This is a genomic window from Limnochordia bacterium (assembly GCA_023230925.1).
Taxonomy (GTDB): Bacteria; Bacillota; Limnochordia; order DUMW01; family DUMW01; genus JALNWK01.
In genome coordinates, this window is record JALNWK010000001.1 from 50,139 (window position 1) to 75,710 (window position 25,572).

A 25,572-nucleotide genomic window follows, 5' to 3' on the forward strand; every position below is an offset into this window, starting at 1 on the left:
GTGTTGTCCGATGGTGGTAGTTGAGAAGAAGGGGTCTAATATGGATACTGTTCTTGCTGTAGACGGTGGGGGAACTAGTACACGTTGTGTTTTGGTAAACGATCAATTCGGATTACTAGCGGATGAAACTGGTCCGTTTTGTGCTCTAGTGTATGATCAAAAGCGCTCCCTTGCGGGGTTGCACACTACAATCCATCGGGCAATGGAGAGTGCTAAGGCGAAGTGGCGCAGCAAGTGCGGTGAACCGATGCATATCACTGCAGCGTGTTTAGGATTGAGCGGTGTTATGTCAATAAGTAGTACGGAACCTGTGCGCCACTGTGTTGTATCCTGCCTTGCGAAGGAAGGTTACCGTTTATCTACTCAACGTTTACAGATTGTATCTGATGTGGAGATTGCGCACGTGGCCGCACTACGGGGTGAGTCAGGGATTGTTCTTGTGGTGGGCACCGGTGCTATCGCGTATGGATGCAATGAAGCAGGGGATACAGCGCGCTCAGATGGATGGGGCTGGCTGTTGGGGGATGCCGGAAGTGGTTATGCTATTGGCAGGGATGCATTACGGGCTGTTTGCGCGGCGGCGGATGGACGTGGTGCATCAACAAGGCTAACCCAAGCCCTCCTTTCCCATTTTGATGTCTCTGACATCAAATCCTTGGTACGGACTGTTTACGATAGTAATCTGAATCGAACCAGTGTCGCGGAGTTGGCTAGGATCGTTTCCATTCTTGCATCGGAAGGGGACCAAGTCGCCGATAGTATCCTGAACCGGGCGGGTAAAGATCTGTCCGATACTGTGTTGGGGGTCTTACGCCAGCTATCATTTGCTGGAGAACGTGTTAAAGTAAGTTGGCAAGGCGGCGTCCTGAAGGGGACGCCGAGATTAGTTGCCTCGGTGCGGGAACATGTTGTATCCACCGAATCAGGCTGTGTTTTTGTTCCTCCGTGGGCGGAACCCGTCCAGGGGGCTTTGCTGCTAGCGCAGCGTAGCTTGAAAGAACCGTTTACAACCGTCTGAAAGGGAAGTGTCTGAAACAAATGAGACCGTCTGAAATGCGCAATCCAAAATCCTTCGAACTAGATCTGATGTCAACAGAACAGGTTTTGAGTTTGATCAATGAAGAAGACCAGACAGTGCCTTTACTTGTGCGACAAGCGATACCAGAAATCGCACAAGGGGTGGAGTTGCTGGCGTCTAGTTTCAAAACCGGTGGCCGGATTGTCCATGTAGGGGCAGGAACTAGTGCGCGTCTTGCGTTAGTCGACGCCGCAGAGTTGCCACCAACGTATGGAATATCTCCGGAAAGACTGGTAAATGTTATTGCGGGTGGACGAGAGGCAGTTTTCCAAGCAGTTGAGCATGCGGAGGATCGCGGTTCGGAAGCTGTTAGGCAACTGACTCAAATCAGTCTGTGTCATTCTGATGTAGTTATCGGTCTGACTGCAAGTGGAACTACGCCGTTTGTCTTTGCGGGACTTGACTATGCAAGAACAGTCGGTTGTCCCACTTTGCTGATCGCTTGCAATCCCAGTCTGATTGAGGCCGACGTGAAGATCATTGTGCCCACAGGGCCGGAAGTTGTGACTGGATCTACCCGGATGAAGGCAGGGATGGCCCAACGAATGGTCTTGACGATGTTAAGCACGGCCATGGCAGTGCGTCTTGGTCTAGTATACGATAACCTCATGGTGGCACTTGGTTCACAAAATGCCAAGTGTCTGGAAAGAGGTTGCCGTATTGTGTGCACCATCTCCGGGGAAAACGAAGAGATTTCCAAGGAAGCTCTGCGGGCAGCCGATGGTGATGTTCGGGTGGCTGTTCTTCTCCTACGTACCGGCGATCTGAGCAAGGCCCGTGCACTACTTGAAGAGGCCGAGGGTTCTCTTAGAAAGGCCTTGGAGAGAATATAGGTGAGGTCCCGCCCATGCTCTGAAGGATACCCCTAAAAAAGGGGCTGCATCCTCGTTGTGCATGTCAATTGCCACCGTGGGGGATATTGCACGGGAAGGGAGAACTTGTCGCAGGTAATAAGATTGCTGAGGTGTAAGAGGATGCTCATCCAATTTCCCCGGTTGTTGGGTGTTATCTGACGAATCGGGAATGCATAAAGTTGTTGTGTTATTCTTATTTGATGTAGGAGCAGGGATGGTTGGCGTCAGTGACGATGTCCTTCGACTATGTACGTGTTCCAAGCAACCACCTAGGTATATCATACGAAACGAAGGAGAAGGGGCGGGAACCGGTCAACCCCGCCCGTAATCCTTCAGATAGATTTACAGCAGTGTCCTCAAAATGGGTTCTAGAACATCGGATATGCGCATGAAGCCAAGATCTGTAGGATGGGAACTGTCCACGGTGGCTTCTCCATCATCACCTAGGAGCTGAGCTCCCGTCACGTAGTACAGATGATCAGTTCCTCCGTCTCTGAGCCGATTGTAGGCGGCCCGTAAGGCTACGCGTCTGCCTAGGTGCCCTTGTTGAGCTGCCTTGAAGAAGTAGCTGTTTCCATAATCCCGATCTTCGACGAGGACTATTGGAGTTTTTGGATGTTCTTCCCGAATGGTTTTAACTAAGGGTTCGGTGCGTTCCTGGACCATTTGGTCACTCATATTCGGCAGACAATCAATAACGAAAATGCTTGGATCTAGTTCGGCCAGAAGACTTGCCACTTCGATCTCCATCTGTCCTTGACCAGAGAAACCCAGATTAATTACGGGTACATTCAAACGGCGCCCTAAGATACCTACATGATGCATGCCGGGTCTTGAGGCACAGGCACCGTGGGTAATAGAGGTTCCGTAGAACACTATAGGTTTATCCTTGCGGGGTGCCACAGGTGTAAAGCTAGCTTCGTTGTTTACGCCAATCTCAACCCTCTCGACCCCATTATATAATGGAAGGTAAAGCATGAACTCCCGCGGTAATGGCTCCAAACCTGTAGCCACCGTTGCTTCAGCATCTTGAGTCGTTCCAGGAAACCCCAAACCAAGCCACCGCCACTTGCCGACTCTGTCCTTACAGTACAGATCAACACCGCTGACTCCGGTACTGGGCATATGTGCCAAGGACATCTCACTAAAACGTAACCGCCAGCGAACCTTGATGGTATCTGCATCGGTATGGAATTGGACGATCATGCCAGCACAATGCTGGCTTAGTTGCCAGACCGGTCCTCGAACGATTCCTTCGGCTCGGGCAGGTAAACGATCGAAGAAATGCTTTGTATCATGCCAACCCTTACCTTCGACACCCCAACCCTCAACATTAAACCACTTGACTTCACTCATTCATATTCTACCTCGCTATAATGTGATTTGAGCAAATTGTAGTCCTATTAAGTAATTAGCTTTTGGAGGGATGATCCCTTCGCTTCTGCGTAAGAAATATAGCTGTGGTTGAAATTGACAGGACAACTCTGCTTTATATACAATGAGTCTGTGAGTCATTGCTTAGTCCCTCCGGCACTTTTATCGAGTGCTTTGACGGCACGCAACTAGGGGTTAGCGTGGGCGGACTTCACCAATACATAACTTGGAGGGATACTATGCCTGCTTCACGCGCACATCGGTTTGCACTCAGCTTAGATCCAAAGAAGGTTACTCAAGAACGGCCATGTATGGTTTGCGGCCGCATATTCTCCAACAACTCTCTTACTCTGGTTAGTGATGGTCTTGATACTGTTGCCGTTTGTGAGCATTGTTCTGACAGATTCGGTCTTAGAAGATGTCCGAGTTGTCAACGTCTAGTTGTGCATCTTTACGAAGGATTGAACGGATTTTCCTCCTGTCTAATGTGCCTATAGTCTCTTGAAGGAAAGGGGTAAGCTTGTTGGAATCCGGTGTCGATGCAGAACGGGAACTAATGCTGGACTTTGTAAGAGTTACCGAGGCTGCTGCCCTAAGAGCTGCTTACTTTATGGGAAAGGGAACAGCTCAGGCAGCGGGTAAGGCGGCGGCCGATGGTATGATCGGCATGCTGGAACTAGTCAATATTGATGGTGTTATTCGGAATCCCTCTGGCAAACCAGAATTTGGAGTGCTTCTAGACTACGGTAACCGAGTGGGGAAAGGCGATGGACCCAAGTTTGATGTGGTGCTTACCCCCATCGAAGGTAGTAAATTAGTAGCGTTAGGACTACCAAACGCCCTATCGATTTTTGTAGCTGCCCGACAGGGCAGCTTTTGCATCATTCCCACCCGGTACGTTTTGAAATTGGCAGTAGGACCAAATGCAGCAGGACACATTGATCTTTCCTTACCAATTAGAGATAATCTGCGGGTTATTGCGCGGGTTCTGCGACGCAAGTTAAAACACTTAACTGTTGCTATGCTTGATCGTCCTCGGAATGAGAGTCTCATCAAAGAGGTTCAACAGACTGGAGTTAGGATCAAATTGATTTCAGACGGAGATGTGGCCGCAGGGTTAGCTGCGGCCCTTGAGAATACAGGTGTTGACGTTCTTTATGGTATCGGTGGGGCGATGGAGGCAGTGGTGACTGCTGCGGCTTTAAGATGTTTGGATGGGGAGATCCAAGTGCAACCCTGGCCCGCCTCCGATGAAGAGCAGCAGATGTTGGGAATCGGGCTCCATCGTATTTATACTACAGAGGAATTAGCCTGTGGAGAGGATATGGTCTTCTGTACCACAGGAATTACCGATGGGGATATTCTGCATGGAGTTCGGTATTTCGGGGCGAAGGCAGTAACGCATTCGATGATGATGCGAGCCAAGACAGGGACCCTGCGTATCATTGAAACGAGCCATAACCTTAAGAAGAAAACACTTAGGTCTCAAAGAACAGGCAGGGAAATACCCCTCTAGCACGAACTATAAGAACATGATGGGATGAAGACGGAATCGAAGGAGCTATTGTCGTAGATAATCTGTGTGAGGGACCGAGAAGACTGCTGTGGCTAGTCCTTGACTTTTTCTACTCCTGTGATTCAGTTAATTAGCATTAAACAGCAATATTGTGTTTGGATTTGCACTGATGAGGAGAGTAGCTCTGATTGTTTTCATCGGGAGAGGAACAGGTGGTCAAGAAGCGCTGCAGATGCAAAGGGTAACTGGGAGTTTTCGAATACACACGTTGGCAGAAAGCAATCTGCAGATAAATTGGTAGATATACCTAAGGCCCCAAACACAGTCTCTAGGGGGCAATCGGTATTAGACCTATGAGGATATGAGAAGGGAGCGAGGCTAGAAAAGTGCCGCAATCCGGGTAAGTGGTACGATTCTGCCGCAACATATGGGGTTTGAAGTTAAGGATTTCGCTGTTCCACCTAAGGACTTCCGACCAGTACCCTTTTGGTCGTGGAATGATGAATTAACCGAAGAAGAGCTGATTAGGCAGATTGCTTTGATGGATGAGCAAGGGTGGGGTGGTTTCTTCATGCATTCCCGCATTGGGATTCGTACCCCCTATCTCACAGACGAATGGATGCATTTAGTCAAGGTATGTGTTGAAGAAGCAAAGAACCGAGGTATGGGCGCTTGGTTATATGATGAGGATCGCTGGCCTAGTGGTTTTGCCGGGGGTGCAGTACCGGCACTAGGTAAGCGTTATCGAATGAAGAATCTGGTTTTGGCTATAGATGAGATCACTGATCCAGAGGATCTAGTAGAGATTTATCAGGTATACAGCTGTACCATGAAAAACGGTAAACCTCGTGCCATTCAAAAGATCCACCTGGAAGAGACCGCAGAAGCCAAGGAAGAGGGGCGTACAGTCCTTTATATTTATCAGCGGACCTGCCCCATTGGCCATCGATGGTTCAACGGGTATTGCTATCCGGACTTACTGGATCCAGTGGTTACCGATGCCTTTTTGGAGTCTACATATGAATTATACAAGGATTACCTAGAGGCAGACTTTGGCAAAACGATTCCCGGCGTGTTTACCGACGAACCAGCTTGTCACTATCGTTCCCACGCACCACTGCTTAGTTATCAGTGGACGCCGTCATTTCCACAATGGTTCAAGGAGAAGTACGGCTATGAGATCAAGGAACATTTTCTCTCACTGTTTTTTGACCTAGGCGAATATGAAAAAGTCCGCTACGATTTTTGGAAACTGCTTGCCGAATGTTTTGTGGAGAACTTCTCAAAAAGGGTCTACCAGTGGTGTGAGGATCATCAGCTAAAATTGACAGGCCATTACATGTGTGAAGACAACTTCGTCAGCCAGATGCAATGGATCTGTAGTGCGATGCCCCATTATGAGTACATGCACATTCCTGGGATTGACCATTTGGCCAGAAATATTAACGATGATATTACTGCGAAGCAGTGCAGCAGCGTGGCTAATCAGCTGGGCCGGCAACGGGTGCTATCTGAAATGTTTGGGGTTAGCGGGCAGAACATGTCCTTTGAGGATATGAAATGGATTGCCGATTGGCATTTTGTCCATGGAATTAACCTGGTAAACCCCCATTTGTCTCTTTACAGTACCAGGGGCTGTCGTAAACGGGATTACCCACCGAACATCTTCATCCAGCAGCCTTACTGGTCCGACATTAAGGGGTTATCGGACTATTTGTCCCGCACGGCTTATGTTCTATCATGTGGAAGCCGGGTTACCGATGTGTTAGTGCTACATCCGATTGAGACGGGTTGGGTGACCTTTACCCCTGACAAGCAGCGGGTTACGAAGGAATACAATAGGAAATTCACAGCTATCATCGAGGAACTACTGCGAAACCAGATTGATTATGATCTGGGGGATGAGTCGCTAATCGAAAAGTACGGCGAAGTGTCCAATGGGGAGTTTCACGTAGGTGAGCAGTCCTATGGTGTGGTGGTGGTACCGCCAATGATTACGCTACGTTCATCCACATTGAAACTGTTGACCAGGTTTGTCCAAGCAGGTGGTGATGTTCTCTTTGTGGGAGAAGTGCCGACAATGATTGATGGACGGAAATCGGAATTGCTGGTGGACCAAGAGTATACTGCTATGGATGAATTGATTCCTGTGTTATGCAGGCACTTGGATCTACGGGTTCAGATTGAAGCTCCGGAAGAACTACGCCGGGCTGTTTGGTACCATCAACGCCGCTTGGAAAACGGTGATGAAGTGTACTTTTTGGCAAACACAAGTAAGGAGTCCTCCGGCCATGCTACGGTGAAAATACCCTTGTGCAACGCTGCAGGAAGGCACTTGTTTCGGTTGAATAGTGAGTCCGGGGAGCTATACCAGCTGGACCATCAGGTTCAGTCGGACCAGATTAGGGTTAGTTGGCATTTTGCCCAAGCAGGCTCGTTACTCATACTATTGACGGACAAACCTGAGCGCTATGGCTTTGTCTCTCAGACGGCCATGCCAGACTTCTCTCCGGGTAAAGTAAAAAGACTGCCTGTAGATTGGAAGTTTGAGCGTCTTGACCCCAATGCACTATGCCTTGATATGTGTCAATACAAAGTCGCTGAAGGTGCTTGGAGTGAGCCCATGTTTGTTTTGTTTGCCCTTGAGGAATTGTACAAACTGGGGAAAAGGCAACAGGAGTTTAGATTTGCCATTCGTCAAGTTTTCCATGTGAAGCACCTTCCCTCTCATGTGGCTTTAGCCATGGAGATGCCTGTTGACTATAAGGTTTATCTTAATGGACGAAGGATCCTCTCCAATGATGACGGTTACTGGTTAGATCCTACCTTGCGAAAGAAAGACATCACGCCTCTAGTGACCACAGGTGAGAATGTGCTCGAGTATTATGGGACCTACAGGGATCTCGAAGGGCTAAATGAATTGTACTTCGGTGGGCATTCCGGTTTCATTGATAAGCCCATAAATCCCGCACAGCCATCCAAACTCCGTTCCACGGAGATAGATGCAACCTTTGTCATTGGTGATTTTGCCCTGGAGGAAAAGGATGGACGGTTTGTGATTGTTCAGGAACCGCGAACGCTGAACACCATGGATTTTACAAGCCAAGGTTATCCTTTCTATGCTGGCAAGATGGTGTTAAGCACTATTGTGGAACTTTCGGAATGTCCTAATGCTGCACGACTTGTGTTCGATCAACTCTGTGCAACTGTGGCTGAGGTCTTGGTTAACGGACAGAATGTAGGGAAGATACTATGGCGTCCTTATATGGTCGATCTTGATCAGGTATTACGGCAAGGTCACAACAGAATTGAAGTTGTTCTTACAAACAATCTGCGCAATCTATTCGGTCCTCATCATCATACCGGAGTAGAACTAAAAGTGGTTGGTCCTGGTACCTTTGTTGATAAAGAATACTGGACCGATGAGTATAAGCTTACGCCAGTGGGGCTTGGACAGGTTTGTTTAGAGCTAGAATGAGAGCTTGATGTTGAGTCTAGGAGGGATAGATGTGTTTGGGGATACCCCGGGAGTAGCGAATACAAGAGCTACTTTGTCCGTCGCCTATGAAGAAGCCAATGAGCGTGGAATAGAGCATCTTGTTGTAGCTTCTAATGAAGGCAATACCATACTTCAGTTGGTATCTGAGTTTGATACCGCGCATCTAACGATTGTGGGAGTAACGCATCAGGTGGGTTTCCGCGAGCCTGGATTGGACGAGATGCCAAAGGAGATACGACAGCAACTAGGAGACAAGGGTGTTAAGCTCCTGACAACAACCCATCTGCTTGCTGGCATAGATCGAAGCCTAAGGCATGGTTTCGGTGGCATTTATCCCCCAGAGATTATCGCAAATACTCTGCGGATGTTTGGGCAGGGTGTGAAGGTATGTGTGGAGATTAGTATGATGGCCCTTGATGCTGGTCTTATTCCCTACGGTGAAGACGTAATCGCTATTGCAGGCAAGAGTAGGGGAGCGGATACAGCCTGTATTATTCGACCTGGCCATTCAACTGCTGTCTTTGAGACGAGGATTATGGAAATTTTATGTAGACCTCGACCATGATTGACGTGGCTTTTAGGAGATTTCAGAGGGCAAACAGAGTCTGACGGGGGAAATGGATCCAGAATCCCTTTCCACAAAGGATTCATAATCTATGTGGGGCGCAATAGGTTTGTTGGATGAACGCTGTATATCCTAAAACCTGCGATGCTCCTCTGAGGGGCAATGGAAAAACCTGTGGGCATTGCATTTTTTGAGGAAGAAGGAAGGATTTAATATGTGACACGACGAATAACACAAAGAAACCTATAAAGGATTACGTGTCATACCGGATCGGTCAAGGTTTTCATGAGTGGTATTTCATTTTGATGCCACTTTCAATAGTGATTACTTAGGCCTCCTTATTTGCGCGGGCAATGAATCACTTTGCCAGATAAGAAAATGAAGAGGTGTAAAAGGATGAGAAAGGTAGCTTATGTATTAACAACGTTGCTCATTACGATTGCCTGTTTGACTTCGATAGGAGCGGCGTTCCAGGTTGGCTACGTCTTGGACCCAGAAACCAATAGACGTGTTCCATCTCCTTTGGGTTATGTGTACGAAAGGGAGATACGCGATGTCGGCCTTGACAATCCCCTGGACTTATTCATTGACCCGGACGACAATATATACGTCGTTGATACATGGAATAACAGGATTGTTAAACTAGATCCTGCGGGCAACATCCTCCACACCTATGGTGACAGAAGAGGTGAAGGCGCCCTAAACAGACCGGAGGGTGTCCACGTCGATTCGGAGAGCAACGTGTGGGTCGCTGATACACAAAACTCCCGAGTCGTGAGGTTTAATCCTGAAGGCGAAGTTACTTTAGTTCTGGAGCAGCCAAAGCACGAAATTCTTGGAGACGATTTCCAGTATCGTCCTACAAAGTTGACAGTGGATAACCGAGATCACGTCTACGTTATTAACAGTAATGACTATCGTGGTATCGTCGATCTTGACCTTCAAGGTAATTTCGTCGAGTTCTTTGCACATAACCCGGTTGGTTGGAGCCTAAGACGTCTTATGATCCGGTTGTTTGCTACCGAGGCTCAGAAAGAAAGATTTGCACGAGATCTGCCACCACCTCATTCCAACATCTTTTTGCGGGACGATGGATTCTTCTATACTACTACCATTTATGAAACCAGAAACCAGATTAAGCGTTTGAGTCCCGTGGGAGTAAACGTGCATCCTGAAGGATTCTACGGGGAAAGGATCCGGCAGGGATGGCAATGGGTTATGCCCCGCTTTATTGATTTAACTGTAAACCAGTATGGAGTCATATCTGCACTAGATTCCTCATCGAGTAAAGTCTATCAATATGACCAGGAAGGTAACCTGCTCCTCGTTTTTGGTGGTAAGGGTGAGGGGAAAGGTTATGTGAGCCACGCAGCAAGCATTGATGTTGATTCAAATGGACTTCTATATATTCTTGATAAGGACCGCGCTCGCATTCAAATCTTCAGGCCTACTGAGTTTGCGAACCTTGTTCATGCTGCCACTCAGTTGTATATGGATGGTCGTTATGATGAGGCCGCTGTTCCATGGAGTCAAGTTATCGAGCTTAATAGTAACTACACTATGGGCTATGTTGGTATGGGTAAGGTTTACCATCGAAAAGAAGATTACGATATGGCTATGAAGTACTATGAACTTGGAAATGATAAAGCTGGCTATAGTAAGTCTTTCTCGGAAAAAAGGCTCATCACCTTACGGCAGAATTTTGGAACGCTGATTCTTAGTGTAATCGGAATCATCGTTCTCATCGTGGTTATTGTTAAGCTGATACGGCGGGTCCTTGAGAAGCCTGATGAAGAGACCGGGCCGTTTGGTCGAGCCGTTAAGCTGATTTACCTCTGCCTGTTCCATCCAGGTGAAGGCTTCCTGAGAGCCAAAGAGGAGGTCAGCCTACTATCAAGTTTTATTCTCCTATTCCTGTTCTTAGCAGCAAGGTTTATTACCCTGAAGTTTACTCACTTTCCGCTCCAATCAGTGGATCCTGCTAAGGTACATGAGCTTGTAGAAGTGGGTAGAATGCTCCTTCCCTTTGGATTATGGGTCTTTGCCAATTGGAGCGTAACTGCCATTGCCGGTAGTGAAGCCAATCTGCGGGACATATTCGTTGGTTCATCAATCTGCGTTGTCCCTTATATTATTGTGGTGCCACTTCTGACTCTTTTCAGCCACGTTTGCTGTGCTCATGAAGCAGGGCTTTACGCTAGCATCCTTTCGATAATGAACTTTGCACAGATCTTCATGTTCCTATCTATGGTAAGGGTAATGCATAACTATAACTGGAAACGGACCATCGGGATCTCGATCCTGTCTATAATTTGCATGGCATTTTTTGTAGGCGGTGCAGCCTTGGTTTATGGACTAATCAACCAGATGGTGGATTTCGTTAAGGAGGTCATCATTGAGATCTCGATCAGATAAACAGATGTTCGCGAAGTCTAGGTTCTTTACCGAATTGTTCTGGTTGAAGGAGGTTAATAGCGTGAGGAAAGACAACCTGATTTTGATAGTGTTAACCTGTATGGTCATGATTGGCGTTATAAGCAGTGTTGCAGCTGCAGCGAGACCCGAGGCGATTCCGCCGGAATATGTCCGGGCAGCTTCTAGTAGGTATCTTGAGTTATATGTCGATATGGATACCGCTAAGTTCATTGTCTACGATAGGCGAAACGATAAGGTCTGGCGTACGTCTCCCGAGCCTCACCCGGATATATCAGTAACTGATCTATGGGAAGGACATATTAACTCCAACTTTGTTCTGCACTATGTAGACGAGAAGAAGCGGAACCCTCGTCAGACAAACCCGGTCAGCGAGAAAGCCATCATTGATTTTGAGCAGATTCCTAATGGTGTTCGGGTTAGTTACAATATGAAGGCTAAGTTAGGGATTGCCCTAGCCTTAGATTTCACTCTTGGCGATGATTACCTTGAAGTGACGTTTCCTCCGGAGACTCTTCAAGAAACAGGTGAGTTCTACCTGGTAGCGCTGGAAGTTACTCCTTTCTTTGGAGCAGCATGGCCCGATGAGGAGGGTTATCTCTTTATTCCTGATGGTAGCGGAGCCATAGCTCACTTCCGGGAGGACTTTCCGGATTACTCCAGGGGATTCAACGAGGTAATCTATGGCGAAGATAAGTTTAAATTTCAAACACCCCTTGAGGCCCTGTTAACCCACCGGAGTCAGGTTGTTATGCCTGTATTTGGGTTAGCAAAAACTGATAAACAGGCGGCTTATCTTGGTGTTGTAACCAAGGGCGAATACAACGCATCGATACTAGCAGGGCCAGCAGGATACACTGTCTCTTTGAATCGGATTGGTGCAAGTTTCGCGGTTAGGCGGCAGTACGAGGCTGCGATTCGTCTGGGGACCTATGTGCCAACGGTCGAGGAGCAAATCATTGATCGTCCCATGCAAGTTAGATACTATTTACTAGCTAATGATGACGCCAACTATGTTGGTATGGCCACCGCTTATCGAGAGCACTTGATTGAAGAGCACAATATTCAACCAAGGGATGAGGTGCGCAAGCCGTCTCTGCAGCTTAGGATCTTTGGGGGTCTAAGCAGAACTGAGGTCCTGTTCAGGGAATTTATCGCTATGACTACCTTTGAACAGACGAAGACCATTGTCACCGCTTTGCAGGAGGCAGGCGTTGACAATATTGATGTAGTGTTCTTGGGCTGGAACCTGTACGGATATAACGGTGCGTATCCGAAACGATTGCCCGTAGCAAAGGAACTTGGAGGAAGCGAAGGCTTAACAGACCTGGCCAACTTCCTTTCTGAACGGGGATGCAGGCTATTTCTCGAGGACAACTATCTTGATGCCGATAGCGATAACGGGGGATTTAGCAACCGCAGAGACATTGTTCGGGAACCGAATAAGTTGCCGATGAACCTTGGGGGCCGGTACCTACTAAATCCAATCTATGCCTGGGATCGGTACGCCAAACCCGATCTAACCACCCTTAGTACGCTGGGTGTGCATGGTATTCAGTTTAGATATCTTGGAAAAGTGATTCTTACCGATCGCAATTTCGATCATCCATTAACACGGCAAGAGTTCGTCAGCCAATGGCTCAAGTTGAGTGACTATGCCCGTGAAAAGATGGGCGCTGCAATTGCCGATGGCGGCAATATCTATGCGATTAATAACGTAGACGCCTTTACAGACGTGCCGATATATCAAAGCACGTACGATTTTGTTGATAAATCGATTCCGTTTTATCAGATTGTGCTCCATGGCTTTGTACCATACAGTGCTTATCCAGGGAATTTGAGGAGCGATCCGGAACTAGAGTTTTTACGGATGCTTGAGTATGGTGCACTACCTTGCTTCGAGTTGACGTACCAAGAGCCTGGGTTGCTACAAGATACACCGTACAATCTGCTATTTAGCTCATACTACGAGCAGTGGCTTCCCAAAGTTGTCGAGGAGTACAATATTGTTGTCAAAGAGCTTGGTGAGATAGCAGGTCAGTATATCGTTGGCCATGAGTATGTACTACCAAATGTAGTGCGGGTGACCTATGAAAGCGGCACTTCGTTGTTGATTAACTACAATGCCGATGCTGTGGAATGGCAGGGTATTATCGTGGATGGAATGGGCTATGCCATCGTCGAGGGGGGCAGCGAGCTATGAAGAAGGTGCTTAGGAAGATTGGGGAGTTCCTCGGTATGATTGTAACGGCGATTACGGAGTACTTTGAAGACGTAGTCGCTATAGGTACGGCGGGATTCAAGAAGGTGCCGGGGTTACGTAATATTAGCCACTTGTCATTAAGTGCAAAACGTTGTCTAGTGGGCTATATCTTTATACTCCCATGGTTCTTTGGGTTTGTTCGTTATGTGGGATATCCCCTAATACGATCGTTCATTATTAGTTTCCAAACCGTAGAGAGCCTGTTAGGCTTTAAGATGAAGTGGGTCGGGTTGCAGAATTATGCCGAGGCCTTTTTCGTGGACGAACGGTTTGTCCCCATGCTATTGGAGGAGATTAGAGATACAGTCCTCGATGTGCCCGTGATTCTTGTGTTTTCGATTTTCGTATCGTACCTGGTATGTAAGCCAATTCGTTTCGTGGGTGTTTTCCGGGCGATCTTCTTCTTGCCTGTCGTAGTTGCCTCAGGATTAGTCGTTAAGCAGCTATTTGACCAGGGCGTTGGTTCAACGATAGGAGTATCTGCCTTTATCGGAAACTTGGGTGTCGCGGATATGGTGTTTACCTACTTTGGAGCCAATGCGGCCACGTACTTCTTAGACCTGTTAAACCGAATGACGTTGGTACTGTGGCGTTCTGGAGTCCAGATTCTTTTATTTATTGCGGGGTTCCAAAGCATTGGTTCTAGTTACTATGAGGCAGCTAGAGTTGACGGTGCCAATGAATGGGAAATGTTTTGGAAAATTAGCCTTCCCATGGTGTCACCGATTATTCTGGTTAACATCATCTATTCTATAGTGGATTCCTTTACAGATGTCTTCAACCAGATGATTGACTTTATTAAGAACATCGCCTTTACCGGGCAGTTTCGATTGGGTCTGGCGGCAGCCTTTGGATGGGTTTATTTTGTGGTCATTTTCTTGCTTATCTTAATCGTACTTGCCAGCTCAAGGAAGTGGGTATTTTACGGTGGAGAACGGGATTAAGAGTTGGAGAAAGATTGGGAGGAGACAGGTATGACAAGTATTGCGCAGGCGTTTGGCAGACTGCGGGAGCGTGCTGTCCCGGTTCTAACAGTATGGAGTCATCGGGGTCGGAAGGGCTTGTTTCAGCTTTTGATTTACATCATCCTGTTTGCGGTAGCGTTTACCTTCTTGCTGCCTATTGTGTATATGACTACGACGGGATTGATGACCATTGAGGATTACATTGACCCGGGTGTGCATTGGGTTCCGCGCAGCATTAATTGGGAGAACTTTGAGCTTGCTTGGCAAGGATTGCACTATCCAGATGCATTGAAAAACAGTGCGATTATTGCGATCTTGGCAGCTGTGGGGCAGGTTATCTCGGCAGGTGTGACCGGATACGCCTTTGGTCGAATGAAGTTTCCTGGACGGGATATTCTGTTTGTGTTTTTACTTTTTACCTTCATTGTTCCACCACAGACAATTATTGTTCCGTTGTTTATGTTGTTTAAGGAACTGGAATGGATCGACACCTATAATCCATTTATTGTACCGGCATTTTTTGCTCAGGGGTTGCGGGGTTCGTTGTTTGTTCTTATTTTCCGGCAGTTCTTCATGAAGCTTCCCTATGAGCTTGAGGATGCAGCAAGAATTGATGGATGCGGAGAGTTTCGGACCTTTACCAGTATTATGCTGCCCTTGGCAAGACCGGCCATTTTGGTCACTTTCTTGTTCTCGTTGGTTTGGCACTGGAATGACTTCTATGAGCCAATGATGTACCTGATGAAGACACAGAAGTTCACGATGCCTTTGCGCTTGAGTATTCTGTGGACTTCGCTGAATGAATTAACAGGCGGGCAAGCCGGTGATATATACAACCAGCCTTTGATCATGGCTGCATGCTTCCTGGTTATCTTACCTCCACTGATTCTGTATATGTTCACACAGCGCTACTTCGTTGAGGGTGTGGAGCGAACAGGACTAGTTGACTAGTAGTAGAGAATTTGACATGTGGGAGCACAGCAATACGGGTGGGAGGAGTTCCGATGAATAATCTTGCGAGAACAGGAAAACAGCCTGGAGACAAGAAGCGACTGACAGTCGCTGTTGCTGCAATTGCTGTAGTGGTTATTGTCGCTGTGGCATTGGTTTTCAGCGGTCGTCCTAAAAACGTCTATAAACTATCGCCTGAATCGGTTACCAAGGTAGCCGTGGCTGGGCGAGTGAATCTAGAACTGGAAAGAAAAGACCGAGGATGGTTATTGACCGAGCCTATTACCTGGCCGGCGGACGCCACGAGAATGGAGCAAATCATCAGTTTCGTGAGTGGACCGCGTGGTAGGAAGGCTGGCAGTGCGGGCAGTAACCTGGCCAAGTACGGTCTGGATAACCCGATCGTGAAGGTTGGGGTTGTTGCAGGCTCGGAAAGTCACGTTATTCTTATAGGTGGGCGAGTTCCTCGAAAGGCTGCACATTACGTGAAGCTTGAGGAAAACAATAAGGTCTGGGAAGTCAGTGAAGGCGATTTGGGGTTTTTCACACAACCTGAGACTAGCTACCGTAGCCGTAACCTAGTGGATTTGGATTCCGAGTTAGTTTCCTTGCAGATCGTACGTGGTGAGGAGACTATTGTCCTACGCCGGCGGGATGACGGGAAGTGGCAGGTCATCCGACCTATACAGGATGACGGTGACGAAGAGGCCGTCAAGGAGTTGCTCGAGTACCTTGGTTCAGTACAGATTCGAGACTTTCTGGATGAACCGGGTGAGTTGAGTGAGTACGGACTTGAGGAGCCCGCGGCAAAAATTATCGCGATTACCGGCGACGGCGAGAAGATAGAGGTTAGTATCGGAGATGTTGCCGGACTAGGAGTGCGATATGCCCGTAACGCCGCCTTTGATTCCGTTGTTACCGTTACCGGTGTTCGGTTCGCCCCGCTGCATATTCAGGCGGAGCAACTAATTGATCAATCTCTCTTAGATTTTGATGTATCCGACGTGGTAGGGCTGCGCATTAGAGATGTGGATAGTGACATATCCTTTAGGAAGATCGACGGTGTATGGTATATACATCCCGATACGGATGCTCAGGCAATGGTATTCCATATTAACGCTTTACTTGGTGCTCTGCTAGATGTCAGAGTAGAGGCAGTGGTTAGCTCCGAGGTGGTTGTCGCCGATGATGAATTGGAGAGCTCTCGGTTTGATGTGGAGTTGGCCGATGGGCGGAAGCTATGGTTGCGGGTTTTGTTGCCGAAAGAAGGTGTTGGTGAGGGGTTTGTCCAGGTGGCGACCAGACCCCATTATTTCCGGATTTATGAGTTTGCGAGTATGCTCCTTGCCCGGCGAATCGCCAGTGTAAGCACCAGTATAATTGACCTTCCCATTGAGGATTGTATCGGTTTGCTGGTAATGACGCCTGAAGTAGTTGCTGCTGCGGGTAAGAAGACTCCAGAACCAGTGGAATTCAAATTTGATGAAGAAAATGCGGTGTGGAAGTCCGGTCGAGACGTCTTCTTTGGTGTTGAGGACTTTTCAGGAAGCTTAACGGAGATACTTGTGGACCGGGTGGCGCCCAAGCTAGAAAAGGAAGAGGACTACGGGTTCGCGGTGGAAAAGGGTGGCATATGGTATCAGGCTTCCACGGACAGGGATAGCGTCAAGATGGAGATCGGAGGCGCTACCGAAGAAGGGAAATATCGATATTTGCGTGTATCAGGACGTCCCGACGTATTCTTGGCTGAGAGCGACTCGATTACTCAGGTTATTGATACCTTTGGCCGGTTGAGGACGAACTTACTACAAATAAATGATGAGTTGCTGGTACGGTTGGAGATTTACAAGGGCGGTCAGGAGTATAGGGTGGAGAAGTCTGGTGGCAAGTGGTTAGATGTAGGTGCCAGTGATATAGATGCCCTTGTGAAGGCAATGAACCAGATCGGTGTTCAGGCGGCTGCGGTTGATGCTGATCCTGAAACGTATAAATTCTATCCGGATCCTGTGGGTGTACGAGTGGTCTTCGTTTACGAAGATGGTTCCGAGGATAGCATGGATCTTGGTAATCGAATGATGCACGGTGTTGGGTGGTTTGCATCCTACCGTTACTTCCTGCGGGCCACAGGGGACACGGTGTACTATGTTGCAGATGCTGTGGGTAAGAGTATCAATACAGCTGTGGACAATTTCATTAAGAAAATCCAGTAAGCAGACGAAGGGGGCGTACGCCCCCTTCGATTTGTACTAGAGTACCGTTCTTTCAAGAACCTAGGGCCACGCGGAGGTTCTTTTTTTGTTGTGAATGGGGCAATACTAGGGTTAGGAGCGCGTTGTGAGGAACTTTTCATTGCAGTTGCGAGTCTTGTTGTGATAAACTAGGAAAGTATTAGCGCTGGGGACGGAGGAGATGCGTGTGAAGATTAATAGGATTTATGTGCAGAGGATCAGTGAGCCCCTACAGGCGCGGTTGAGGGAGACTCTTAATTATAGAGGGTACAACGTTGTGGCTTGTAAGATTGAACGGGTCTATCGGTTAGAGGGCCAGTTCGATGAGGCCGGGTTAATCGATCTTTTGGTCAACCCAGTCTATGAGACGTGGTCCCCGAAGAGTAAACTTGATCCTGAGGAAGGGCCTATTGTTGAGATTAGCTATAATCGGGCGGTGATCGATCCGGAGACGATTTCGATTCTAGAGGGTGCTAGGGCCGTTGGCACTGACGGTGTGAAGTGGGCTCGTTTGAACTACCGCTATCAGTTTGTGGGAGTGTCTGAGGAAGAGGCAGAGAGGATTGCACAGGATGAATTGTATAATCCTGTTATCCAAAAGATTCTGCGAGAAGAATGGGATAGCCTGCTACCGTCGGGGGAGAGCGATCCGGTACGGAAGATCGATTTAAGCAGGTGCTCCGATGAAGAATTGATAAGTATATCCGAGGAAAACTCATGGTATGCCTCTTTGCAGCAAATGAAGGTACTACAGGAGTATCAGCAGGAATTGGGTCGTCCCTTTACCGATGCAGAAATTGAGATTGTGGTCCAAAGCTGGAGTGATCATTGCTATCATACCACGTGGAAAGCTTTGGGACTACTCAAGAAGCTAAAGAATGCCACCCTAGCCATAGATCATCCCTTGATGGTGTCGGTGTTTACAGATAACGCTGGTGGTATGGAATTTTATGATGATTGGGTTGTAACCATTAAAGGCGAGACCCACAATTTTCCAAGTTCTATTTCACCCTTTGGTGGCGTAGCCACAAAACATGGGGGAGTAATCCGTGATACAGTGGGTTTTGGCAAGGGTGCCTATCCCATCGGTGGTAGCACCATCATGGGTACCATGGATCCGAGTACGTTGAAGGGACAAGTTCCTTTAGGAGCCCTGCACCCACGGACAATCCTTAAGGAAGCTATCCGAGCAACGGTATTTTACTGTAATCCTATGGGTATTCCTATGATGTACAGTGCCTATAGAAAGCATCGAAATTACCCGAAGTGCTTAGCGTTAGGGCATTCGATCGGAATACTGCCCCGAAAATATGCCCTTAAAGATGAGGTTCAGCCTGGGGATTTGGTAGTACTCCTTGGTGGACGGACGGGCAGGGATGGACTGCATGGTGCAACGGCAAGTTCCGCCACCATGAGCAGAGAGGTCACAGAAAAAGAGGCCGCGGCAGTGCAGATCGGCGACCCCTTAACCGAAGGCAAGTTTATGGAGGCGATCCCCCAATTGCGCGACGCTGAATGTATTCGTGCCATTACCGACTTGGGCGCGGGGGGGATTTCGTGTGGGGCCGGAGAGATGGGTGCAGATACGGGGGTTACTCTAGATTTGGATCAGGTGCCCTTGAAATATCCAAGTCTGTCCGCTTGGGAGATCCTTCTGTCTGAGTCCCAGGAGCGTATGTTACTTGGAGTGCCCGCCGAAAAGATAGGGCAGGTAGGGCAGATTTTGAAGAAGTATGATGTAGAAATGTCGGTGATCGGAAAGTTTACGGATACGAACCGTTTTCAAGCTACGTGGCAAGGCCAGACTGTCGTTGATATTGAAATGGACTTTCTATGGGGCAAGTGTCCCATCGAACCAATCAGCATTAAAGAACCACAGCAGAAGCAGACCGAAGAGGATGTGGAGGCACCAACAAGCCTTGCCCAGGTGAAGAAGTCAATTAAACAGGTGCTATCGCATTACCATTGCTGCGACCAATCGCCCGCTGGATTCCAGTTTGACTCAAGTGCCCAGGGCAGAACTGTCCTTGGACCCTTTGGGGGACAGACCGGTAGAATGCCCACCGGTGCCTTTGTATCGGCGCCCCTTTGGGGAAAACCCTATGGTGTTGTCAGTACGTTGGCGTATAACCCCTTTTATGGTGATGTGGATCCTGTGGGGTTGGCCCGACTGATGATGATCGAAGCCATTAGTAAAGCAGTTGCGGTTGGTGCTGATCCTGCGGCTATCGCCCTATGCGATAACTTCTACACACCCCGCTGTAACCAAGAGGTTGGTTGGATGCTGAAGGCCATGGTGGAGACCATTTCTGATCTTTCAGTAAAGCTAAACACCCCATTTATCTCAGGCAAAGACTCAAGTTCCGGTACGTTCGTTTCCAAAGATGGACAAGTCATCGATGTTCCCTATACTTTTGCAGTGTCGACACTGGGACGGATGCCCGATGTCCGCAAAATGGTAACCAAGGAATTCAAAGGAACAGGAAGCCAAATTGTCCTTGTGGGTACGCTGGATCCAGAGAAGCTTGGGGGGTCAGTTTACCTCGACTGCTATGGCAAGCGAGGTAATGAACTGGCTGACGTAGCCCATGAACAGATCAGTAGCCTAAGAGAGCTGTGGGGGACCATTTACCGGACGTATCAAGGGGAGGATAACCCGATTCTTGCAGCAACAGCCATTGGAGAAGGTGGATTGTTCGTTAGGCTCTTTGAAATGTGTTACGGAGCAGGATGGGGTGCCCAATTGGACCTAGATGCATTACCTGCAGGACGGCTGGACGGGAAGCTATTTAGCGAGGCAGTTGGTGCTTTGTTAGTGGAGATGCCGACCAGTGTGGATCCTGGAACGGTGTTTTCAGGGTTTCCTTGGCAGGTGATCGGTCAGACCTTGGACGAGCCAGTTATTCAACTACGATTTGGCTCCGAAAAACTTGATTTACCCATGGATGAGTTAGTCTGCGCCTGGGAGAGTACCTTTAAGGAGATGATCGTGTGAGTAAGCCGACTATCGCAGTGTTATATGCGCCTGGTACTACAGCCCATACCGAGACCGCTTTAGCCGTTGAACTTGCGGGCGGTCTGGGCGAGGTCGTTCTGCTAAGCGATCTCATATCTAAGGACCGTAGTCTCGATGATTACCAGGGGTTGGTGATTCCTGGGGGGTTCTCGTGGGGAGATCATATTGCACCAGGTCGAGTTTTCGCAGCCCATCTCATTCATCATCTATACGATGATTTAGTGAGACTACGAGAGAAAGGACGGCCCCTGCTTGGAATCGGAAACGGATTTCAAGTCCTCTGTGAAACGGGGATACTGCCAGATCAACAGATCGGCAAGCGCTCATTAGCCTTGCTGGAGAATGAATCCGGGAAGGCAGAGAATCGTTGGGTCGTTTTGAAGGTGGCTGATAGTAACCAACCTTGGTTGCAAGGCTTTCCGCAGGAGTTTTCCATGCCTGTAAGCTGTAGTGCTGGCAGGCTGAGTAGCGAAAATGTTCAGCCCGCCTTCTTATATGTAGATACGGAAGGACGACCTACAGAGGAGTACCCCCAGAACCCAACTGGGTCCCGTGGTGGTATTGCCGGAGTTATTGATTCGTCGGGTCTAGTCCTTGGCATGATGCCGCATCCTGAGCGAGTCTGTAATAATGTCCAGGGTTGTGCAGTGGGTCTTAGGGTATTTGCTAATATGATCGCCATGTTGGAGTAGGTTGCTTCGACCGGGAAGCTGCATATTTGCTCTGCTTCGTAGCTCGGGTTGTGCGAGCCATGCGCTGAAGGTCGCGAATTGAGCGAAGTACCATCCGCCAATGGCTTACCTTACCGCTAAAGGATGCAATTCCGTACTGGTCCATACTAAACCTCCTCTCGTTCCCAATGCCATTATTGGCCGAAAAGGGGAAGATTATACATTAAGTTCGGAATAGAAGCGGTGGACGTTTTTTGTTCACCGCTCGTTTTTCTGTAGATGGTTATGAGATCAAGGGGATTACATACTTTGCCAAGAAGTACAAAACGGCGATGACAATAGCCACAATGGCACCCCATTTGATGGCCGCTACACCTACGTAGTTGCTACGGTCGAATATTTCGTTCACGCTAACACAACCTCCCAAGAGTCTTCTGTGGTTAGTATGGGTCGAAGAAGGACAAGATTATGATCTGGTATAATGGAAATATATGTTCTGGGAATGGGGTGGCTTACCGGTGCAAGTAACGATTATTGGGGCAGGCAGCTGGGGAACAGCCTTAGCTTACTTAGTAGCCAGCAAAGGACATCAAGTTGTCCTTTGGTCTCGACGAAATGAGGTAGCTTGTGAGATTAACCGGACTCGGGTAAATGCGACGTATCTACCAGTAGCTCTTCCTTCTTGTGTCAGGGCGACTTCCTGCATCGAGGAAGCCATAGACAGCACCGGGTTGATCATTTTGACTGTACCTTCTCAGAATATTAGAGGTGTGCTTCAGCAAATGACAGGTCTGGTGGATTCCAAAGTTCCCATCGTGCATGGTGCTAAGGGGATCGAGATTTCCACTCAGCTTCGGATTTCCCAGGTGGCCGAAGAAGTACTAGGTCGTCCCATAGCTGCCTTATCTGGTCCGAATCATGCAGAGGAAGCTGCAAATAACATGCCCACCGCTTCTGTGGTGGCCTTTGACGATCTGGGTACTGGCAAGGTTATTCAGGAGATCCTAAGTACTGACCGCTTCCGGGTCTATGTAGAAAGGGATGTCGTTGGAGTCGAACTAGGGGGAGCGCTAAAAAACGTGATTGCCTTGGCCGCAGGAATCAGTGACGGACTAGGCTATGGGGATAATACCAAAGCGGCCCTGATTACCCGGGGGCTTGCAGAGATTGTCCGGCTAGGGGTGCGTCTTGGCGCGGAGCCTCTGACTTTCTCAGGGCTTTCAGGTCTTGGGGATCTCGTTGCCACGTGTAGTAGTAAGTGGAGCCGTAACCGAAATGCTGGCGAGAAGATCGGGAAAGGCTGCGACCTGCAAGAGGTCCTTGCCGGGCCAATGGTGGTAGAAGGCGTTTACACCACCACTGCGGCCTGCCGGTTAGCAGAAACGATAGGTGTTGAACTGCCCATCGCCTCTACCCTAGAGAGGGTGCTTGGGGGCAGCGTCTCCCCCAAAGCAGCCGTTGATGAACTAATGACAAGACAGCTTAAGCTAGAAAGACCTTTCTAGCCCGTTGGTAGTTGATTATTGATCGCCTGGTAGGACCGCCATCCTCCCGAGATATTCAAAACGTCATAGCCCTTCTGCTTTAGGATCCGGGTGGCGAGATAGGATCTGCGGCCAACTGCGCAGTAGACCATAATCTGCTTAGATTTTGGGATCTCAAAGATGCGCTCCCGCAGTTCATCCACGGGGATGTTTACTGCTCCCTCCACATGACCGGCTTGAAATTCCCATGCTGTACGGACGTCAATAAGCATGTTGGCCTCATTAAGGGTCAAATCCTGCCAGTGAATGACGGGCATGTCATTATTGATGATGTTCCCTGCCACATACCCAGCCATGTTTACAGGATCCTTTGCCGAGGAAAAGGGAGGAGCATAGGCTAGCTCTAATCCCTGTAGATCAAACACGGTTCCCCCAAAGCGAATCGCGGTAGCCAACACATCAATACGCTTGTCCACACCGGTGAAGCCTACGATCTGGCCACCAAGGATGTTCCCACTTTGTGGATCAAACAACAGCTTAATACTCATGGGCCGTGCCCCGGGATAATAACTGGCATGGGATTCTGAGTGGGTATAGGACTTCTCATAGGGAATGCCCAACTCCCTTAGATTCCTCTCAGTGCTTCCCGTTGCCGCGGCCGTAAGCTCAAAGAGCTTAATAATCATTGTTCCCTGGGAGCCGTTGTAGGTTTCAGTCTTGCCACAAATGTTGTTAGCGGCAATCCGACCCATTTTGTTCGCGGGACCAGCTAGGGGCATATAGGCTGGGTGCCCAGTAACGAAGTCTGTTACCGCGATGGCATCACCAACCGCATAAATCCAAGGATCCGAGGTGCGCAGGAATTCATCGGTAACAATGGCTCCCCATTCATTGATGGCTAATCCAGCGGTCTGGGCCAAGTTGGTATTTGGCGTAACCCCGATTCCTAGGACCACGAGGTCAGCTGGGAGTTTCTTTCCACTTGCAAGGGTGACCATACTGGTATCAGCATCGTGGTTCATAGTCGTCACAGTATTATTGAGATACAACTTGATGCCCTGCTTTTTCAAGTATCCATGGACAATACCAGCCATGTCTTGATCGATCGCTCCTAGGACTTGGGGAGCCATTTCAACGATGGTTACCTGGCAACCTAAGTGCTGTAGATTCTCCGCCATCTCAAGCCCGACAAATCCGCCGCCGACTATCACTGCATTCTTGGGTTGGTTATCGGAAACAAAAGCCTTGATGCGATCGGTATCGGAGATATTCCGCACAGAAAATACCCTGTGGTGTTCAATTCCTGGTATAGGTGGGGCCACTGGTTCTGCGCCGGGCGAGAGAATTAGATAGTCATATTCCTCAACATATTCCCGACCGGAATCAAGCTCGCAGACTGTAACCGCCTTATTCCCCCGGTCAATCTTGGTAACCTCATTCTTGGTTCGTATATCAAGGTTGAAGCGTTGACTCATCCCTATGACGCTCTGCACGAAGAGACGGTCCCGCTCTTCGATCACCCCACCGATATAGTAAGGAAGGCCGCAGTTGGCATAGGAAATGTATTCATCCCTCTCAAAGATTACAATTTCCATAGATTCATCAAGCCTGCGTAAGCGAGCGGCCGCCGAAACACCCCCTGCTACTCCACCAACAATAAGGACCTTCATTGGTATCCCCCCCCGTATTGTCTTGCGTTACCCTTCGGCTGTGAATCATATCACAGCCCTTGCCAAAGAGTTTATCTGATGCAATGGTTGCTGTCAATATAAGTAGTGCTGCAGGAATCTAACTGGTTGTGGCGAAGTCATAAAGCAGGTAAAGGTAAGCTAATCATTAGTTAATTGCAGCAGGCTCAAGGCCGGCTTTAATATGTGAAGGGCGGGTAGCGCGTTACTAGATATGATGAAGGTATCAAGACAGGCACCACAATTTGCCCCTGTAAGTAAGACTAAGGTCTATGAGCACATTATCTCCCAGATTAAAGAGCTGATCTATACTGGAAAGCTAAAACGAGGTGACAGGTTACCTGCGGAGCGTACGTTGACCGAACAGCTTCGGGTATCACGGGCATCGGTACGGGAAGCTTTTAGCGCTTTGGAGATGATCGGTCTTATTGAAAGTAAGCCCAGGGATGGTACATACATTGCAGCTAACAGTCAAGGCATGGTGGAGCCCCTTTCGTTAGCGTTCATGCTGCAGGAGAACTTTGAGCCTGCATTTCTCGAGTTTAGACGGATTCTTGAGGTGGAGGCTGCCAGGCTTGCCGCCACAAGAATAACCCAAGAACGCTTGACGGACCTAACACAGCTAGTAGAGCAGATGGCCCTTGCCGATGAAGCTAACAGTATAGAAGCGGATAGACGGTTCCATTACCGTCTGAGTGTGGCTTCGAACAATCCGATTTTAGTGACGGTCCTTGATGCCATTTCCGATGTAATCGATCTTAGTATCCGCACCCATCGAGAGAACCTTTTTGCTGATGAACAACTTAAGGAACGGTTAGTGGAACAGCATCGACAGATTCTTGTGGCGGTTAGTCAAAGGGATCCAGATAATACTGCGGTAGCGGTAGAACGACACTTTCAGTTTGTTGAAGAGCGGATACAGACTCTAGGATGGACTCAAAGGGAATAATCATATTTGTGGTCTGACCATCAGGCCAGTCGGAGGTG

At 48.5% G+C, this 25,572-nt stretch carries 16 protein-coding genes; 14 read left to right on the top strand and 2 right to left on the bottom strand.

Translation table 11 applies throughout. From position 1 onward, the window contains the following. Positions 1-40: 40 nt before the first annotated feature. A complete protein-coding gene (locus tag M0Q40_00220) occupies positions 41-1,018 on the top strand; it encodes a hypothetical protein (protein MCK9221048.1) in 978 nt (325 codons plus the stop codon). Between the two features lie 35 nt (positions 1,019-1,053). Continuing rightward, positions 1,054-1,911: an N-acetylmuramic acid 6-phosphate etherase gene (locus tag M0Q40_00225; protein MCK9221049.1), complete on the top strand. Its 858-nt coding sequence runs from the start codon at positions 1,054-1,056 to the stop codon at positions 1,909-1,911. Positions 1,912-2,274: 363 nt separating this feature from the next. Here the strand turns inward: M0Q40_00225 and M0Q40_00230 are convergent, their stop codons facing one another. Further along, positions 2,275-3,288: an SGNH/GDSL hydrolase family protein gene (locus M0Q40_00230; protein ID MCK9221050.1), complete on the bottom strand. Its 1,014-nt coding sequence runs from the start codon at positions 3,286-3,288 to the stop codon at positions 2,275-2,277. Positions 3,289-3,829: 541 nt separating this feature from the next. On the opposite strand from M0Q40_00230, the gene glpX reads away from it, so the two are divergent. From glpX to M0Q40_00285, 11 genes are all read left to right on the top strand, one after another. Further along, positions 3,830-4,822 (top strand): class II fructose-bisphosphatase, encoded by a 993-nt coding sequence (gene glpX / locus M0Q40_00235; GenBank protein ID MCK9221051.1) that lies wholly within the window; start codon positions 3,830-3,832, stop codon positions 4,820-4,822. Between the two features lie 427 nt (positions 4,823-5,249). Beyond that, complete coding sequence (locus M0Q40_00240; protein MCK9221052.1) at positions 5,250-8,300, top strand: hypothetical protein; 3,051 nt, start codon at positions 5,250-5,252, stop codon at positions 8,298-8,300. Positions 8,301-8,331: 31 nt separating this feature from the next. Further along, positions 8,332-8,886, top strand: a complete 555-nt coding sequence (locus M0Q40_00245; protein ID MCK9221053.1) for a hypothetical protein — start codon at positions 8,332-8,334, stop codon at positions 8,884-8,886. A 396-nt stretch (positions 8,887-9,282) separates the two neighbouring features. Continuing rightward, a complete protein-coding gene (locus M0Q40_00250) occupies positions 9,283-11,301 on the top strand; it encodes an NHL repeat-containing protein (protein ID MCK9221054.1) in 2,019 nt (672 codons plus the stop codon). Between the two features lie 61 nt (positions 11,302-11,362). After that, entirely contained in the window at positions 11,363-13,522 is a 2,160-nt protein-coding gene (locus tag M0Q40_00255) for a DUF5696 domain-containing protein (protein MCK9221055.1), read from the top strand. Then, positions 13,519-14,526 carry a sugar ABC transporter permease gene (locus M0Q40_00260; protein ID MCK9221056.1) on the top strand — a complete coding sequence of 336 codons (1,008 nt, stop codon included), beginning with the start codon at positions 13,519-13,521 and terminating at the stop codon, positions 14,524-14,526. Before M0Q40_00255 ends, M0Q40_00260 begins: the two co-directional genes overlap by 4 nt. Positions 14,527-14,556: 30 nt before the next feature. Next, a complete protein-coding gene (locus M0Q40_00265; GenBank protein ID MCK9221057.1) occupies positions 14,557-15,498 on the top strand; it encodes a carbohydrate ABC transporter permease in 942 nt (313 codons plus the stop codon). 53 nt (positions 15,499-15,551) lie between these two features. Further along, positions 15,552-17,708 carry a DUF4340 domain-containing protein gene (locus M0Q40_00270; protein ID MCK9221058.1) on the top strand — a complete coding sequence of 719 codons (2,157 nt, stop codon included), beginning with the start codon at positions 15,552-15,554 and terminating at the stop codon, positions 17,706-17,708. A 205-nt stretch (positions 17,709-17,913) separates the two neighbouring features. Continuing rightward, positions 17,914-20,721: an AIR synthase-related protein gene (locus M0Q40_00275; protein MCK9221059.1), complete on the top strand. Its 2,808-nt coding sequence runs from the start codon at positions 17,914-17,916 to the stop codon at positions 20,719-20,721. Beyond that, on the top strand, positions 20,718-21,434 hold the full coding sequence (locus M0Q40_00280; protein MCK9221060.1) for a phosphoribosylformylglycinamidine synthase subunit PurQ: 717 nt from the start codon (positions 20,718-20,720) through the stop codon (positions 21,432-21,434). Before M0Q40_00275 ends, M0Q40_00280 begins: the two co-directional genes overlap by 4 nt. A 497-nt stretch (positions 21,435-21,931) precedes the next feature. Then, positions 21,932-22,918, top strand: coding sequence for an NAD(P)-dependent glycerol-3-phosphate dehydrogenase (locus M0Q40_00285; protein ID MCK9221061.1), 987 nt, complete (start codon positions 21,932-21,934; stop codon positions 22,916-22,918). Here the strand turns inward: M0Q40_00285 and M0Q40_00290 are convergent. Then, on the bottom strand, positions 22,915-24,567 hold the full coding sequence (locus M0Q40_00290; protein ID MCK9221062.1) for an FAD-dependent oxidoreductase: 1,653 nt from the start codon (positions 24,565-24,567) through the stop codon (positions 22,915-22,917). The two genes, M0Q40_00285 and M0Q40_00290, sit on opposite strands and share 4 nt — an antisense overlap. Before the next feature lie 232 nt (positions 24,568-24,799). On the opposite strand from M0Q40_00290, the gene M0Q40_00295 reads away from it, so the two are divergent. Further along, on the top strand, positions 24,800-25,534 hold the full coding sequence (locus M0Q40_00295; protein ID MCK9221063.1) for a FadR family transcriptional regulator: 735 nt from the start codon (positions 24,800-24,802) through the stop codon (positions 25,532-25,534). Positions 25,535-25,572 lie beyond the last annotated feature (38 nt).

Excerpts from the sequence above, each read along its gene's own strand:
- M0Q40_00220 (MCK9221048.1), top strand. The coding sequence starts at position 41 with ATGGATACTGTTCTTGCTGTAGACGGTGGGGGAACTAGTACACGTTGT.
- M0Q40_00225 (MCK9221049.1), top strand. The coding sequence starts at position 1,054 with ATGCGCAATCCAAAATCCTTCGAACTAGATCTGATGTCAACAGAACAG.
- M0Q40_00230 (MCK9221050.1), bottom strand. The coding sequence starts at position 3,288 with ATGAGTGAAGTCAAGTGGTTTAATGTTGAGGGTTGGGGTGTCGAAGGT.
- M0Q40_00240 (MCK9221052.1), top strand. The coding sequence starts at position 5,250 with ATGGGGTTTGAAGTTAAGGATTTCGCTGTTCCACCTAAGGACTTCCGA.
- M0Q40_00250 (MCK9221054.1), top strand. The coding sequence starts at position 9,283 with ATGAGAAAGGTAGCTTATGTATTAACAACGTTGCTCATTACGATTGCC.
- M0Q40_00260 (MCK9221056.1), top strand. The coding sequence starts at position 13,519 with ATGAAGAAGGTGCTTAGGAAGATTGGGGAGTTCCTCGGTATGATTGTA.
- M0Q40_00265 (MCK9221057.1), top strand. The coding sequence starts at position 14,557 with ATGACAAGTATTGCGCAGGCGTTTGGCAGACTGCGGGAGCGTGCTGTC.
- M0Q40_00270 (MCK9221058.1), top strand. The coding sequence starts at position 15,552 with ATGAATAATCTTGCGAGAACAGGAAAACAGCCTGGAGACAAGAAGCGA.
- M0Q40_00290 (MCK9221062.1), bottom strand. The coding sequence starts at position 24,567 with ATGAAGGTCCTTATTGTTGGTGGAGTAGCAGGGGGTGTTTCGGCGGCC.
- M0Q40_00295 (MCK9221063.1), top strand. The coding sequence starts at position 24,800 with ATGATGAAGGTATCAAGACAGGCACCACAATTTGCCCCTGTAAGTAAG.